At 72.2% G+C, this 13,822-nt stretch carries 13 protein-coding genes; 4 read left to right on the forward strand and 9 right to left on the reverse strand.

Going from position 1 to position 13,822, the window contains the following annotated elements; all coding sequences use genetic code 11:
* Positions 1-47 precede the first annotated feature (47 nt).
* From GIS00_RS08865 to GIS00_RS08875, 3 genes are all read right to left on the reverse strand, one after another.
* Complete coding sequence (locus GIS00_RS08865) at positions 48-509, reverse strand: VOC family protein (RefSeq protein ID WP_154768100.1); 462 nt, start codon at positions 507-509, stop codon at positions 48-50.
* A 231-nt stretch (positions 510-740) separates the two neighbouring features.
* Positions 741-1,817 (reverse strand): intradiol ring-cleavage dioxygenase, encoded by a 1,077-nt coding sequence (locus tag GIS00_RS08870; RefSeq protein WP_322097740.1) that lies wholly within the window; start codon positions 1,815-1,817, stop codon positions 741-743.
* Positions 1,818-2,298: 481 nt separating this feature from the next.
* On the reverse strand, positions 2,299-3,747 hold the full coding sequence (locus GIS00_RS08875; RefSeq protein ID WP_154768102.1) for a cation:dicarboxylate symporter family transporter: 1,449 nt from the start codon (positions 3,745-3,747) through the stop codon (positions 2,299-2,301).
* A gap of 160 nt (positions 3,748-3,907) precedes the next feature.
* Between GIS00_RS08875 and GIS00_RS08880 the strand changes: the two genes are divergently transcribed.
* Both GIS00_RS08880 and GIS00_RS08885 read left to right on the forward strand, forming a co-directional pair.
* Positions 3,908-5,548 carry a sensor histidine kinase gene (locus GIS00_RS08880; protein ID WP_154768103.1) on the forward strand — a complete coding sequence of 547 codons (1,641 nt, stop codon included), beginning with the start codon at positions 3,908-3,910 and terminating at the stop codon, positions 5,546-5,548.
* A complete protein-coding gene (locus tag GIS00_RS08885) occupies positions 5,545-6,243 on the forward strand; it encodes a response regulator (protein ID WP_322097741.1) in 699 nt (232 codons plus the stop codon). Before GIS00_RS08880 ends, GIS00_RS08885 begins: the two co-directional genes overlap by 4 nt.
* A gap of 169 nt (positions 6,244-6,412) precedes the next feature.
* On the opposite strand, the gene GIS00_RS08890 is transcribed toward GIS00_RS08885, so the two are convergent.
* From GIS00_RS08890 to GIS00_RS08900, 3 genes are all read right to left on the reverse strand, one after another.
* Entirely contained in the window at positions 6,413-6,832 is a 420-nt protein-coding gene (locus GIS00_RS08890; protein WP_154768104.1) for an HIT family protein, read from the reverse strand.
* A gap of 153 nt (positions 6,833-6,985) precedes the next feature.
* Entirely contained in the window at positions 6,986-8,551 is a 1,566-nt protein-coding gene (locus GIS00_RS08895) for a TROVE domain-containing protein (protein ID WP_154768105.1), read from the reverse strand.
* 598 nt (positions 8,552-9,149) lie between these two features.
* Positions 9,150-10,118, reverse strand: a complete 969-nt coding sequence (locus tag GIS00_RS08900) for a LysR family transcriptional regulator (protein WP_322097742.1) — start codon at positions 10,116-10,118, stop codon at positions 9,150-9,152.
* A gap of 72 nt (positions 10,119-10,190) precedes the next feature.
* On the opposite strand from GIS00_RS08900, the gene GIS00_RS08905 reads away from it, so the two are divergent.
* Complete coding sequence (locus GIS00_RS08905) at positions 10,191-11,375, forward strand: DMT family transporter (protein WP_154768106.1); 1,185 nt, start codon at positions 10,191-10,193, stop codon at positions 11,373-11,375.
* Here the strand turns inward: GIS00_RS08905 and GIS00_RS08910 are convergent.
* Together GIS00_RS08910 and GIS00_RS26855 are read right to left on the reverse strand one after the other, a co-directional pair.
* Positions 11,285-11,758 (reverse strand): SRPBCC family protein, encoded by a 474-nt coding sequence (locus GIS00_RS08910; protein ID WP_230313375.1) that lies wholly within the window; start codon positions 11,756-11,758, stop codon positions 11,285-11,287. The two genes, GIS00_RS08905 and GIS00_RS08910, sit on opposite strands and share 91 nt — an antisense overlap.
* 5 nt (positions 11,759-11,763) lie before the next feature.
* On the reverse strand, positions 11,764-12,183 hold the full coding sequence (locus GIS00_RS26855) for a nuclear transport factor 2 family protein (protein ID WP_196073195.1): 420 nt from the start codon (positions 12,181-12,183) through the stop codon (positions 11,764-11,766).
* A gap of 58 nt (positions 12,184-12,241) precedes the next feature.
* On the opposite strand from GIS00_RS26855, the gene GIS00_RS08920 reads away from it, so the two are divergent.
* Positions 12,242-12,826, forward strand: coding sequence for a MarR family winged helix-turn-helix transcriptional regulator (locus GIS00_RS08920; RefSeq protein ID WP_322097743.1), 585 nt, complete (start codon positions 12,242-12,244; stop codon positions 12,824-12,826).
* 112 nt (positions 12,827-12,938) lie between these two features.
* Here the strand turns inward: GIS00_RS08920 and GIS00_RS08925 are convergent, their stop codons facing one another.
* Complete coding sequence (locus GIS00_RS08925) at positions 12,939-13,712, reverse strand: hypothetical protein (RefSeq protein ID WP_154768109.1); 774 nt, start codon at positions 13,710-13,712, stop codon at positions 12,939-12,941.
* Positions 13,713-13,822 lie beyond the last annotated feature (110 nt).

Here is a 13,822-nt window from a genome sequence, read left to right on the forward strand (position 1 = left end):
CGGGTCGTCCCGGTGCATGCCCGGGAGAGGTCGCAGGCGGTGGGAACTCAGGCCGGCGTCGCGACGAACTCGAGCAGGTTGCCGTCCGGGTCCTCCACCAGACACATCACCACCGACGCGGTACCGCCGATCAGCACCGGCTGCGGCGGCCCGTAGCTGCGGCCGCCCAGGGCGACGAGTCGCTCCCGGAGCTCGTCGATCTCGTCGGCGGGCACCGCGAAGGACAGCATGTAGAAGCCGGGAGCGCCCGGGCCGGAAGTCTCCGTACGCGGACGCGCGAACGGTGCCTCCCACTCGAGAAGTTCGATCATCGCCTGGCGGGACGGCCCGCGGAGGAAGACGGACCGACCGGTGGTGCCGGCCGGCAGCCGCAGCGCGTCGCGCAGGTCGTCGCCGTCCAGGGTCAGCCCGGCGCCCTGTCGGTACCCCAGGCCGTCCCGGTAGAAGGTCACCGACCGCTCGAGGTCTGCGACAACTACGGCGACGTGGTGGATCTCGCTGACGGGCACGGCTCTCCTCGTGGCATGGCGTCGTCGTGGCGGAGCTCCGACGACTCCCGTGGCGTCCGGATCGACGGTGCAGGTCCCGGCGGCTGTTCGATGCCGACGCTAGCCACGTTTCGACCCTCACCCTCGGCCCTGTCGCAGTCGGATTGTCGGACTCCACAAGGCACACGGTCGTTCGCCGACGAGCCGGGATCCGGCAGGCCCGGCCGGTCGGGGCGGACCGTCCGGCGCCGATCAGCCGCCGGTGGGCGGGGTGCCACCGCCGCCGGGGCCGCCACCCATGCCGCCCCCGCCGCCGCCGGACGGGGCGCTGCCGGCGCTCGGCGTGGTGGTGGTGTCCACCGGTGCGGTCAGCGAGGCCGTGTAGCCGGAGGTGACATCGCCGCTGACGGTGCCGATCTGATGGATGCCGGCGTCGTCACCGAACACGTTGTCGGACTGCAGGGTGATCTGCGACAGGTTGGTCACCGATTGCTCGTACCCCGTGGTGGCGTACACGGTCTCGCACACGTTCTGCGGCAGCGCCATCTGCGAGGTGGCGATCGCGTTGGCCGAATCGGAGATCGACGCCTCGTCCGGGTAGACCTCGAAGTGGATGTGCGGCCAGCGGCCGGAGTAGCACGCCGGGAAGATGCTGGTGAAGCTGACCTTGCCGTTAGCGTCGGCGATCTGCACACCGCGGAGGTAGTTCTCGTCCTCGATGCCGCTGGAGTACATCGAGTAGTTGCCGTCCCGGTCGCAGTGCCAGGCGTACACCGCCACGCCGGCGAACGGTGATCCGCCGCTGGCCATGTCGAGCACGGTGAATTCGAAGGTCAGCGGCACGCCCTCGGCGGTGGTGGTGGAGGTGCCGAAGCTGGAGCGGATGTCCTGCCGGACGATCCCGCTCTCCTCGAGCACGTCGGGCCCGTTCGACCCGTCGCCCGGGTAGGGGCCGGCCGTCTCGTCCGGGATCTCGGTCAGGTCGCCCGAGGTGCTCGAGGCGGCCGAGCTGGTGCTCGAGTCCGCAGCACTGGTGGCATCCGAGCTGGTGGATCCGGAGGAGGTGGTGAAGCCGGCGGCGGTGCTCGAGCCGGTCGTGGTCGCCGCGGCGGCGGTGCTCGACGTCCCGGTCACGGTGTCGGTGCTGCAGGCGGCCAGCGCAAAGGCGCCGGCGCCGAGCCCGACGACCCGGAACATGCGGCGGCGGGTCAGCAGGGTGCGGACGTCGAAGGACAGGCCCTGGTCGACGACCTCGTCGTCCGGGCGGGGCAGCAGTCGGCCCTGGTAGGCAGGGCCCTGCGGCGTCTGGTCGGGCGTGGGCTGGGACACGATGATCTCCTCGTTCGGCGGCGTGAGGACATCCTCTGAGGGTTCCCTGTGGGCGTCCGGATCGCACGCTGTGCCGAACCTGTGAGAGTCGCGGGCCGGGATGGTGCGTCGAACGCACTGCTCCTCCGGCCCGAGATCTGCTGTGCAGCAGGCACTGTGGGGTCGCGAGGCCGGCCGGGCGGGTGCGCGTACGAAACTGGCGACTCCTGCACCACCCGTCCCAACGGCGGCATCTTCACACGCGCAAGCGATGTTGATCATCGCGCCTCGGGGCGGGGCGGTGGCGGTGGAAGGCGCGCGTACGAAATTGGCGACCCCTGCACCACCCGTCCCAACGGCGGCATCTTCACACGCGCAAGCGATGTTGATCATCGCGCCTCGGGCGGGTCGGGACGGGGGGAAGGCAACCGGCCCGACACCCGGGGTGGGCGTCGGGCCGGCTGCGGCTCGCTGGTGGGTGCGGTCACCCCGGATCAAGGCGTCAGCGCGCGGCGCCGGCCTTCTCCAGCACGGCCGGCCGCTGCTGCGGCAGCGACTCGACCGGGGCTGCGGACGGCGCCGTCCCGTCCACCACGGGAGCGGGATCACCGTGGTCGTCGAGCATGTCGCTCTCGTCGAAGGGCAGCCCGCCGTCGAGCACCTGGTCCAGCCGACCGCGGTCGACCTCCTTGGTCCAGGTCCCGACGAGCACCGTGGCGACGGCGTTGCCGGCGAAGTTGGTCAGCGCCCGGGCCTCGGACATGAAGCGGTCGATGCCGACGATCAGGCCGACGCCGTCGACCAGGTCGGGCCGATGCGCCTGCAGCCCGCCGGCCAGGGTGGCCAGCCCGGCGCCGGTGACCCCGGCCGCCCCCTTCGACGCGATGATCATGAAGACCAGCAGGCCGATCTGCTCGCCGATCGACATCGGCGTGCCGACCGCCTCGGCCACGAACAGCGAGGCCATGGTCAGGTAGATCGCCGTGCCGTCCAGGTTGAAGGAGTAGCCGGTCGGCACCACGACGCCGACCACCGGCTTCGACACGCCCAGGTGCTCCATCTTGGCGATCAACCGCGGCAGCGCGGTTTCGGACGAGGAGGTGGACAGGATCAGCAGGAACTCCCGGCCCAGGTACCGGAAGAGCCGGAAGATGTTGACCCGGGCGACCACCCGGAGCAGCGTGCCCAGCACGCCGAAGACGAACAGCACGCAGGTCAGGTAGAAGGCGAGCATCAGCATCGCGAGGTTGCCGAGCGCGGACAGGCCGGTCGCACCGACCACCGCGGCGATGGCGCCGAAGGCACCGACCGGGGCCGCCCACATCAGCATCGCCAGCACCTTGAACACCAGCCGCTGGACGTGCCCGATGCCGCGCAGCACCGGCTCGCCGCGGCTGCCCAGCGACTGCAGGGCGAACCCGACAAGCAGCGCCACGAACAGCGTCTGCAGCACCTTGCCCTCGGTGAGCGCCGACAGCAGCGACGTCGGCACCAGGTCGCCGACGAACTCCCAGGTACTGGTCGCCGACCCGGTCTCGGCGGCCTTCTCCCCCGCCGCCGCCATCGCGTCGGTCAGCTGCAGCCCGGTGCCCGGCTGCACGATGTTGCCGACCACCAGGCCGATACCCAGCGCCAGCGTCGACATCGAGACGAAGTACAGCAGCGCGAGACCGCCGACCCGGCCGACCTTCGCCGCCTGCCGCACCGAACCGATGCCCAGCACGATGGTGCAGAAGATGATCGGGCTGATCATCATCTTCACCAGGGACACGAACAGCTCGCCCAGCGGCTTGAGCGAGACGCCGAACGCCGGCGCGATGACGCCGACCAGGATGCCGGCGCCGACGGCGACGATCACGGCGATGTAGAGCCAGTGACTGCGGTCGCGGCGACGGGCCGGGCCTTGATCGGAGCCGCCTGATCCCTGGCGCCGCAGGTGCGGGATTGTCATGCGAACCTCCACATCGATGTGGCGCGGACCACTCCGCCGCCGGATGTCGAGGACTCTGTCCCGGGGATCATGGCCCTGTCGTGGTTCTGCTCACAGAGTTCACGGCCCCGCGCGCTCCTCCCCGGTGACGCCGGTCATGTGATGGGTGACACTGACCGGTATGAGGCGCTGGAGCCTGGCCCGCCAACTGTTCGTCGTGCAGACGGTGCTGTTGACCGTCGTGGTGCTGGCGGTCGGTGCGATCGCGTTCGCCCTGGAGCGGTCCCGGGACCGCAGCCACGCCGAGGCGCAGGTGCTGCGCGCCGCGCAGTCGATCGCCGCCGACCCGGTCGTGATGGCCGGGGTGGCCGGTTCGGACCCCACCGCCGCCCTGCAGCCGTACGCGCTGTGGACCATGGCCACGGTCGGCGCCGACTTCATCGTGATCATGACCCCGGACGGGATCCGCTGGACGCACGCCAACCCCGACGTGATCGGCGGCCGCTACCTCGGCACCATCGAGCCCGCCGTGGCGGGCGGGACGGTCGTCGAGCAGTACACCGGCACACTCGGGCCGTCGGTCCGCGCCGTCGCCCCGGTGATCGTCGACGGGCAGGTCGTCGCGCTGGTCTCGGTCGGTATCACCCTGGAACGGCTGTGGACCCAACTGGTCCGGACTCTGCCGACGCTGGCGCTGCTGCTCGCCGGTGTGCTGGCGATCGCGGCGACCGGTGCGTGGTGGGTGGCCCGACAGGTCCGCCGGCGCACCCGGGACGCCGCGATCGGTGAGATCGAGAACGCCCTCGCCGCACAGGAAGCCGTTCTGCAGTCGCTGAAGGAAGGCCTGGTCGCGCTGGACGACCACGGCCGGATCCGCTGGGTCAACCCGGCCGCCCGCACCTTGCTCGGGCTGCACGGCGAGGACATCGGCCGGCCCGTCGCCGGGACGGCGCTGCAGGGCACACTGGCGGCGCTGCTGGTCTCCGGACGTGCGGCGGTCGACGAACCACACCTGGTCGGCGACACCGTGCTGATCGTGAACCAGCGGTCCGTGCGGTGGGGCGGCCGGTCCTTCGGAACGGTGGCCACCCTGCGGGACCACACCGAACTGCGGTCCGCCACCGACGAACTCGCCTCCACCAAGGCCTTCGCCGACTCGCTTGCCGCGCAGTCGCACGAGACCGCGAACCGGCTGCACACCATGGTCATGCTGATCGAGACCGGCCGGCCGGAGGAGGCGCTGCGCTACGCCACCGAGCAGATCGAGCTCTCCCAGCGGGTCACCGACGAGGTGACCGGGCAGGTCGACCACCCGGTGCTGGCTGCATTGCTGATCGGCAAGGCCGCACAGGCCGAGGAACGCGGCGCCGCGCTGGATCTGCGGGTCGAGGTCGAGCTGGCCGGGATCACCGGCTGGCTCCCGGATTCCGACATCGTCACCGTGGTCGGCAATCTCCTGGACAACGCGATCGAGGCGAGCACCGCCGGGGTCACCGACCAGGACGTGGCGCGGGTCCGGCTGACGCTGACCGGCGGGCCGGGGGAACTCGGGATCGTCGTGGAGGACAACGGTCCCGGCATCCCGGACGAGGACCTGGAGCATGTCCGGGAACGCGGCTGGTCGACCAAGGGGCCGCGGCACGGGTCCGGGCGGGGCATCGGGCTCGCCCTCGTCGACCGGGCCACCCGGCGGTACCACGGCACCCTGCAGATCGATCGCGGCGAGTGGGGCGGGGCCCGGTTCACCGTGCACCTGCCGGCACCGGCCGTCGCACCGGCCCGGGTGACGGGGCCGGCGCAGGTGTCGGTGACGCGCACGTGAGCGGGACCGCTCCGGACACCGGCCTGCGGGTGCTGGTGGTCGAAGACGACCGGCTGGTCGCGCAGGCGCACGCCGACCTGGTGGCCAGGATCGCCGGATTCCGCCCGGAGGCGGTGGTGCACTCCGCCCGGGACGCCCGGCGGCGGCTGGCCGCCGCCGCCGACATCGACCTGGTGCTGCTGGATCTCAACCTGCCCGACGAGCACGGGCTGGACCTGTGCCGGTCACTGCGCACCGCCGGTGTCGAGGTGGACGTGATCGCGGTGACCTCGCAGCGGGACGTGCACGCGGTGCGCACCGCGGTCAGCCTGGGCATCGTGCAGTACGTGCTCAAACCGTTCACCTTCCGGATGCTGGCCGACAAACTGGGCCAGTACAGGCGTTTCCGCGACCGGCTGGACCCCGGCGGCGCCGATCTGGAGGCGCAGAGCGAGGTGGACCGGGCGCTGGCCGCGCTGCGGCCGGAGACCACCGGCACGCTGCCGACCGGACTGACCGAGTCCACGCTCGCCACCATCGCGCAGACCCTGCGGCGGCACCCGCGGTCGTCGGCCGCCGAGGTGGCCGGGCACACCGGGACCTCCCGGGCCACCGCCCGGCGCTACCTCGAGCACCTGGTCGCGGTCGGCCGGGCGGAGCGGGAGCAGCGGCACGTCGGGTCGGGTCGGCCGGAGATCGAGTACCTGCCGGCCTGACCCGGACAGCCGACGGCGCGGCATGCGAACCGCAACCGGACCGGACCCGACCGACGGTCAGCGGGTTCCGGCCGCCGGAGGACGGCCGTCCGGACCGGACGACCGTCGATCGGACCGGACCCCGCCGACGGTGAGCCGGTTTGGCCGCCGGCCGCCCCGGCGGACCTGGTCAGCCGGCGACCTCGGAACGGCCGGCGGCGCGCAGTGCCTCGCGGATCTTCTCCGCGGGTGCGAGCAGCTCGGACGGGTCCACGGGCTGCGCCCTGGAGAAGTCGAAGACGCCGAGTTCGGACGCCGGGAAGACGTGCACATGGGTGTGCGGCACCTCGAACCCGGCGATGATGACGCCGGAGCGGGGCGCGTCGAAAGCGGTGGTGACGGCCCGGCCGATGTGCGCCGACACGTCGGTCACCTTGGCGAGGAGATCGGCGGGCAGGTCGGTCCAGATGTCGATCTCCTGGCGCGGCACCACCAGCGTGTGCCCGGGGATGATCGGCGCGATGGACAGGAACGCGACGACGTCGTCGTCCTGCCAGACGAAGGTGCCGGGCAGCTCCCCGGCGATGATGCGGCTGAAGATCGACGGCATGTGCCCCAGTCTGGCGGACCTCCGCCGGGCACCGACCGGAGGGTCCGGTTCGGGAGCTCCACCGCCCACCACAGGTGCCACTGGCCGACCAGGAGGACCGGACCCGTGGATCCGGTCCTCCTGGCCGTGACGGCCATCAGTCGGCTGCCCGCCTCAGGCGGCGAACGGCCAGCGCCCCTGCTCGCCCGCCTCCAGCAGCGGGATCATGTCGAACCCGGCGTCGGTCAGGCCGCCGAAGGTGTGCCGGTTGCCGACCGACGACGGCGAGTGGCCGAACCGGTAGCCGAGGAGATTCCAGGTGTAGATCGGGATCTCCGCCGGTACCGCCCGGTCCGGGCGGGCGCCCGCCCCGCGCATCGCCTGCTCGTCGGTGACGATCACCACCCGGTCGTGACCGGCCCAGTGCCGCCGCAGCGCCTCCGCGGTGTTGGTGCCGCCGAGGTTGCCGAACCGGCCGACGACCCGGAGCACCGACTCGCCCCTGCGGAACCGCACCCGCTCGGAGTCGGTGCCGAAGGCGACCAGATCGGCCGACTCCGCCCGCACCGCCAGGGCGGACCCGAACAGCGCGGCCGCGTCCGCCCAGGTCATCCGCGACCGCTCCGCCAGCTGCCCGAACATCGAGCCGGACCGGTCGACCAGCACCAGGGTCCGGCCCGGCAGGGCCGGCACCCGGGTCAGCGAGCACTGCAGCGCCTTCTCCAGGGCCGGCGCCCACCGCAGCTCCAAGGCCGACAGGTAGGCGGCCAGGTAGCGCAGCGGCAGCAGCGTCGACCGGCTCACCTCGTCCGGATCGGCCAGCCGCGCCGCGACCTTCGCCGCGACGTCGTCCGGCACCCCGGCGACATCGAAGTTCCGCAGGTTCCGGAGCAGCGCGAGGTACCCCATGGACGGGATGACCGCCTGCCAGGCGGCCGCGTCCAGCGGACCCTGCAGCCAGCCGGCCAGCGCCTCCCAGCTGACGCCGGCCGCGGCCAGCCGGTCGGGGTCGGCCAGCACCGCCCGCCGGTCGGCGACCGGGACCCGGCCGAGCTCGGCCCGGCGCGCCAGCATCGGCAGCCGGTCGTCGACCGGATTGCCGCGGTCGTGCCGCACCTCGATCGCGCGCCGGAACAGCGCACCCTGCGCCGCCGACGACGGACGCGGGTGCACCAGCTCGATGACGTCGCCGAACCGGATCGCCCGCTCCGCCGAGTCCCACTTCAGCAGCGACCGCTCGGTGTACAGCCGGACCACCGCGTCGGCCACGCCCCGCTTGACCGGCTGCGGCAGCGCACGGCCGAACGTGCCGGTCCAGTAGCCGAGGAACTCGCCCGGCTCGTCCGCCCGCCGCAGCACGGAGGCCACGAGATCCCGGTTGCCACCGGTGATCCCGGCGGCGAGTCGGGCGTGCACGAACTCGGCGGCGCCGACCAGCGACGCGGTCCGCAGACCGGCGCCGGTGCGCACCCACCGCAGGAAGCCGGTGGTCCACTCCGGATCCTCGACGGCCGAGGCCCGGACCAGGGTGACGAACCGGTCGTCACGATCGGCGGCACGCTCGTAGAACGAGTCCTGGCCGACCATGCCGGCGACCGCGACCAGGAACAGCTCGCCACGACGGTCGCGGGCGAAACCCGGCGCACCCTCGTGGGTCACACCGCTCGGAGTGCGCTCGGCGGTGATCGGCGAGCCGGGTACGGGCCGCTGCGCGGCGGCCCTGCGGTTGAAGATCGACATCAGCGGTCCTCCTTCTGTGGGGGTTCGTGCGGGGTTCGTTGCGGGGTGGCATCTGATGGTGGCAGGTCGGACAACACCTGCGGTGCAGGCAGTTCCACGGGGGTCGGCGCTGGTGCGCCGGCCACCGTGGGACTGCAAGGTCGGGGGCGCCCGGGAACGGGTCGGCGACGGTCGCGCCGGTCCGGACCAGCCGGTGCCGACGCCCGCGGAATCGAACCACGGTTGCGCCAGAAGTAACCGTCACCTGCGCATCGGGCGTCCGTGCCGTCACCGAGTTCGAGTCGGTGCCGGGAACCCGCGCACGCGGCGCGGCCCGCGACCGGTCACCACCACCGCCCGGCGAACCGGAGGGGCGTGGTGCCGGACCGACGGTCGAGAAGTAACCGGCACCTGCGCACCGGTGACAACAGCGGACTGACCCCCGTTGCCCGGTCGACACTCTCGCGCAACCGGACACCACGGACGTTACTCCGCAGCCGCTGTCGTGTCGTGCCATTTATCCGGCCGCCGGTGGATCTCCGGGCCGCTGCGATCCGACGATCCTCTGTTCGCGGGGGTCAGAGCCGTGGGGTCAGCGCCGAAGGTTCATGGCCGTGCGTCAGGGCCGCGCGTCGTCCATCGTCGGTCCGGCTGCTGCTCCGCCGCGCTCCGGCGGCAGCAGCCCGCCGAGTGCCTGCCGCATCCGCTGCACCACCAGCTCGACGACCACGGCGGTGGGCCTGGACAACGGGACGTCCTTGCGGTGGACGATCGCGAACTCGTCGAAGAGCCTGGGGCGCAGGGAGTTCCAGTGGAGTCCGGGGATCCTGTCGCCGAGCCGGCGCAGCACACCTCTCGCCGCGATGGTGTCCACCACCCCGGTGGCGGCGATCTCCAGCGAGGTCTCGACGTCCTCCACCAGCACCTGCACGTCCAGGTTCTCCCCGATCGCCTGCACCCGACTGGCCAGCCCGAGCCAGGCCGGGTCCTGATCGCGCCAGCTCGACTCCGACAGTGCCAACCGGGCCCTGGCCAGCGCGTCCGCGGTCACCGGCCGGCGCACCCGGTCCGGATCGGTGCTGACGTAGACCTCCTCGTCCCGGCCGACCGGCCGCACCGCCAGCGAGGCGTCGGGGACCGGCAGCGCGATGAGCGCCGCCTCCAGCCGGCCGCGGCGCATCTCCGCCAGCACGTGCTGGCTGTGCTGGCCGATCAGTTCCACCCGCAGATCCGGGTACCGCTGCAGCAGGTCCGCGGCGAGCTCGGCCCCGACGTAGAGCCGGGCGGTGCCGAACAGCCCGAACCGCACGGTCCCGCTGAGCATCTCCCTGGTCGCCGCCACGGCGTCCGCCGCCTCCTGTGCCGCGGCCAAGGTGCGCCGGGCGTGCGGCAGCAGCAGGTCGGCCGCCTCGGTCGGCACCACCCCGCGCCCGACCCGGCGGAAGAGCGACACCCCGAGACTGCGCTCGAGGGTGCGGATCTGCTCCGCGACCGAGGGCTGGGCCAGTCCGAGGTCGCTCGCCGCAGCGGTCAGTGAGCCGCCCTGGACGGTGGCCTCGAAACAGCGCAGCTGGTGCAAGGTGAGCACAAGGATTTCCCTTCGGCAGCCCCAGGACAGCGAGGCTACCCCGTCGGCCCGCTGTCTTCTAGCGTCGTCGACGTGACACCCGCACCGACCAGCGCTCCCGGTTCGCCTCTCCCGACCGGCCCCGCCCTGCCCATGACCCTGCCCACCGCCCCGTCGACCTCCCCCGCCGCCGTTGGCACCCAGAAGGGCATCCCCGCCGCGGGCGTCCTGCTGTGCCTGCTCTCCGCGGTCTGCTTCGGCCTGTCGGCGGTGATCGCGAAGGCCGGCTACGCCGCGGGGTGGGACGTCCCGTCCCTGCTCACCGTTCGGTTCGCGATCGCCTCGCTGCTGCTCTGGGCGATCGTCGCGATCCGCCGCCCGGCCCGGCCGGAGCGGCGCACCATCTGGATCTGTATCGCGCTGGGTGCCGTCGGCTACGCCTTGCAGGCCGCCCTGTACTTCCAGGCGATCACCCTGCTGGACGCCGGCCTGGTGGCACAGCTCGTCTACGTGTACCCCGCGCTGGTCTTCCTGATGGCGATCGCGTTGCGCCGCGAGCGGGTCCGTGCCCGCAGCGTGCTGGCGCTCGCCTGCACGACGATCGGGCTCGTCCTGCTGCTGGGGGGCGGTGGCGGGACCGGCTTCTCGATGACCGGCGTGGTGCTCGCCCTCGCCTGTGCCGTGGTTTACGCCCTGTACATCATCGTGTCCGACGTCGTCCCGGCGGCGACCGATCCGTACCTGGTCACCGCGATCGTCAGCTCCTCCGCCACGGTGACCCTGGGCGGGTGGATGCTGGCCAGCGGCCGCACCGCAATGGCCACCGAGCCGTCGGGCTGGCTGTGGCCGATGCTGTTCGCGATCGTGTCGACCCTGCTCGCCATCAGCCTGTTCCTCCGCGGGCTGCGGATCGTCGGGCCGTCGGTGGCCGCGGTGCTGTCCTGCATCGAACCGGTGGTGACGGCCGCCTCGGCCGCCCTGTTGTTCGGCGAGATCCCGGCGCCGGTGCAGTACCTCGGTGCGGCGACCGTGCTCGGTGCGATGGTGCTGCTGTTGACCGGGAAGCGCCGGGAGCCCGCTCCGCCGGTCGCTGCCGCCCCCATTGCCTCCCAAGGCGTTGCTCCCCAGCCCATTCCCTCCCAGCCCGATGCCGCCCAGGCCGTTGGGTCGCAGGCTCCCGACCTGGGTCAGGCCCGACCCCAGGAGCCGGTCGGAGTGGCGGCGCGCTCGAGCAGCATTGCTGCCCGGCGGAGATCGGCGTCGCTGCGTCGTCGGTAGGACGGCGCCAGCATCCTGGTGAACTGCCGGAGCAGCCCGCGAAGCGCGAGCTCCAGCCGGGTGTCGATCCGACATCGACCGCCGCCCAGGTCGTGCACCGCGCGGCTGCCGGACACCGTGACCGAGGAACTGCCACCCGCATAGGTGATGCGAACGGCTCCTGACAGCCGGGCGACATCCTTGATCACCGTGGGGGTCTCGAACACCAGGCCGGCGAACCGCAGCCGTTCTACGATCTGCTGCCCAAGGACCGCAGGACCGGGCGGGGTGGTCCGGACGTCCAGGACGGTGCGCCATTCCGCATCCCGGCCCCAGTCCAGCACCAGCGCCGCCACCGTCCGGAAGTCCGCGGCGACCTCGACCGACGAGGTGATGACGACCATCCCGCTCACCGGGCCCAGAAGGCGTCGACGGCGTACTGGTCCCTGGCCTGCAGCCAGCCCTCGGCGATCAGCCCGCCGCGCAGCCGCATGACGTGCGCCAGATGGTTCTCCAGCACCACCTCCCGGCCCGGCCGGGTGGCGGTGTAGGTCGCGAGGCCGACCGCCCATTCGTCGTCGGCGAACGCGCGGTGCAGGGTGAGGCGGAGCGTACCGGCGGTGGTCTCCGCCGCCTTCTGCACGAAGTCGAGCACCCCGGCGCGGCCGGTCCAGGTGCCAACATTGATCCCGGTCCCGGGCACGTGCAGCACCGTGTCGTCAGTGAGAGTCGCTGCTGCTGCATCGATGTCGCCGACCGCCAGCGCCCGGTAGAGCCGGTGCACCACGCCGGCGGGATCGGTGCCCGATGTCGTCCGAAGTTGTTCCATGTCGAAAGAGTGTGCCACAGTTCTTTCGACGTGGAAGGAAATTTGCAAGAATGGTCGGGTGGTGGACGACCGACGGGCGCGCAGCGCCGTGACCGAGACCCCGGCGAGTGCCCCGACCGATGCCGACGCCCCGGTCCGCACGATGCTCGACCAGTGGCGGGCGGAGCGGCCGGAGATCGATCCGACCCCGATGGCACTGTTCGGTCGGCTCACCCGCGCCGACACCCTGGCCCGGGCGGCCATCGAGGAGAACCTGGCGCGCTTCGGGCTGCAGCGCGGCGAGTACGACGTGCTGGCCACGTTGCGGCGCTCCGGCGCGCCGCACCTGCTGTCCGCCGGCCGGCTGGCCGCCGCGATGCTGCTCTCCCCCGCCGCGACCACGCACCGGCTGGACAAGCTGGAACGGGCCGGCCTGGTCGAGCGGCGGCCGGATCCCGACGACGGGCGCGGCACGCTGGCCGGGCTCACCCCGGCCGGGCTCGCCCTGGTCGACCGGGCCACCGACGGCCACCTCGCCGGGTTGGTGGACCTCCAGGGTGGTCTGACCCCGGCCCAGCGCCGGGAGCTCGACCGACTGCTCGCCCTGTTCCTGCGCACCGCCCCGGGCACGGGCGACGGAAGGACCGCCACCCGGATCGGGTGACGGTCCTTCCGTGCTGTGCTCCGCGGTCCTACCGTCAGGTGCTCCGCGGTCCTCCTGTCAGATGCTCCGCGGTCCTCCGTCAGGTGCTTCGCTCGCGGCGGAGCGGGGCCGATCAGGCCTCGCTCATCGCGGTGACCTCTTCACGGCCGCGGGCCGCCAGGGCGGCGGCGCGGGCGGCGATCCGGCGGGACTGCTCGGCCTGGCCGGCATCCAGCAGCTCCTGCGGCACGGCGACGTTGTCGGCGTGCGCCCGGCCGTTGTACTTCGCGATGTACTCGTCGAGCTGCGGGCCGGACTCCCACGAGGTGATCAGGCAGTAGCGCGGATCGGTGCCGACGTGGGTGGCCGCGTGCCACAGCCGCTGGGTGTCGATGATCAGCTGGGCGCCGGCCGGCAGCGCGATCCGGGTCTCCTCCGACGGGTCGGTGCGGTTCTCCCGGAGGACGAAGTAGCTGTCCTTGTCGTCGGTGAGGTTGAAGAAGCCGCGCACCACCCAGCCGGTGCCGTCCGGGTTGAGCCGGTTGTTGTCATCCTGGTGCAGGTTGTAGAGGCAGTCCGCATAGGTGTTGGGCTGCAGCTCGATGATCCGGCAGCGGCCGACGTTCGCGCCGGGCTCCTGCGCCCGGCGGGTCAGGTTCGGCGCCTTCTCGGTCTGCGCCGGGATCCACACGCCGTCCTTGTCGGTGCGCGGCGGGGTGTGGTTCCAGAAGCCGTTGCACTCGATCTCGCCGAAGGCGCTGGCCAGCGGCGCGAACCGGGTGTCGCCCGAGGACTTCCAGTCGACGAACTCGATGTCCAGCCACTCCTTGGGGTCGAGTTCCTGCTGGTAGCTGTCGAGGACGACGTAGCCGGTTTCTTCCAGAGCGGCCGACTTGATGTAACCCATGGTGTGACTCTCAATCCCTTCGTGTGGGTCACGGATGACCCGTTCGTCCGGGCCCGGTGTTCGGGCCGCATGAGGCGCCTGACCGTGCCGAGTTAGGTAAGCCTACGCCC

This window comes from Nakamurella alba (genome assembly GCF_009707545.1).
Taxonomy (GTDB): Bacteria; Actinomycetota; Actinomycetes; order Mycobacteriales; family Nakamurellaceae; genus Nakamurella; species Nakamurella alba.

Excerpts from the sequence above, each read along its gene's own strand:
- GIS00_RS08875 (WP_154768102.1), bottom strand. The coding sequence starts at position 3,747 with ATGACAATCCCGCACCTGCGGCGCCAGGGATCAGGCGGCTCCGATCAA.
- GIS00_RS08880 (WP_154768103.1), top strand. The coding sequence starts at position 3,908 with ATGAGGCGCTGGAGCCTGGCCCGCCAACTGTTCGTCGTGCAGACGGTG.
- GIS00_RS08890 (WP_154768104.1), bottom strand. The coding sequence starts at position 6,832 with ATGCCGTCGATCTTCAGCCGCATCATCGCCGGGGAGCTGCCCGGCACC.
- GIS00_RS08895 (WP_154768105.1), bottom strand. The coding sequence starts at position 8,551 with ATGTCGATCTTCAACCGCAGGGCCGCCGCGCAGCGGCCCGTACCCGGC.
- GIS00_RS08910 (WP_230313375.1), bottom strand. The coding sequence starts at position 11,758 with ATGGTCGTCATCACCTCGTCGGTCGAGGTCGCCGCGGACTTCCGGACG.
- GIS00_RS26855 (WP_196073195.1), bottom strand. The coding sequence starts at position 12,183 with ATGGAACAACTTCGGACGACATCGGGCACCGATCCCGCCGGCGTGGTG.
- GIS00_RS08925 (WP_154768109.1), bottom strand. The coding sequence starts at position 13,712 with ATGGGTTACATCAAGTCGGCCGCTCTGGAAGAAACCGGCTACGTCGTC.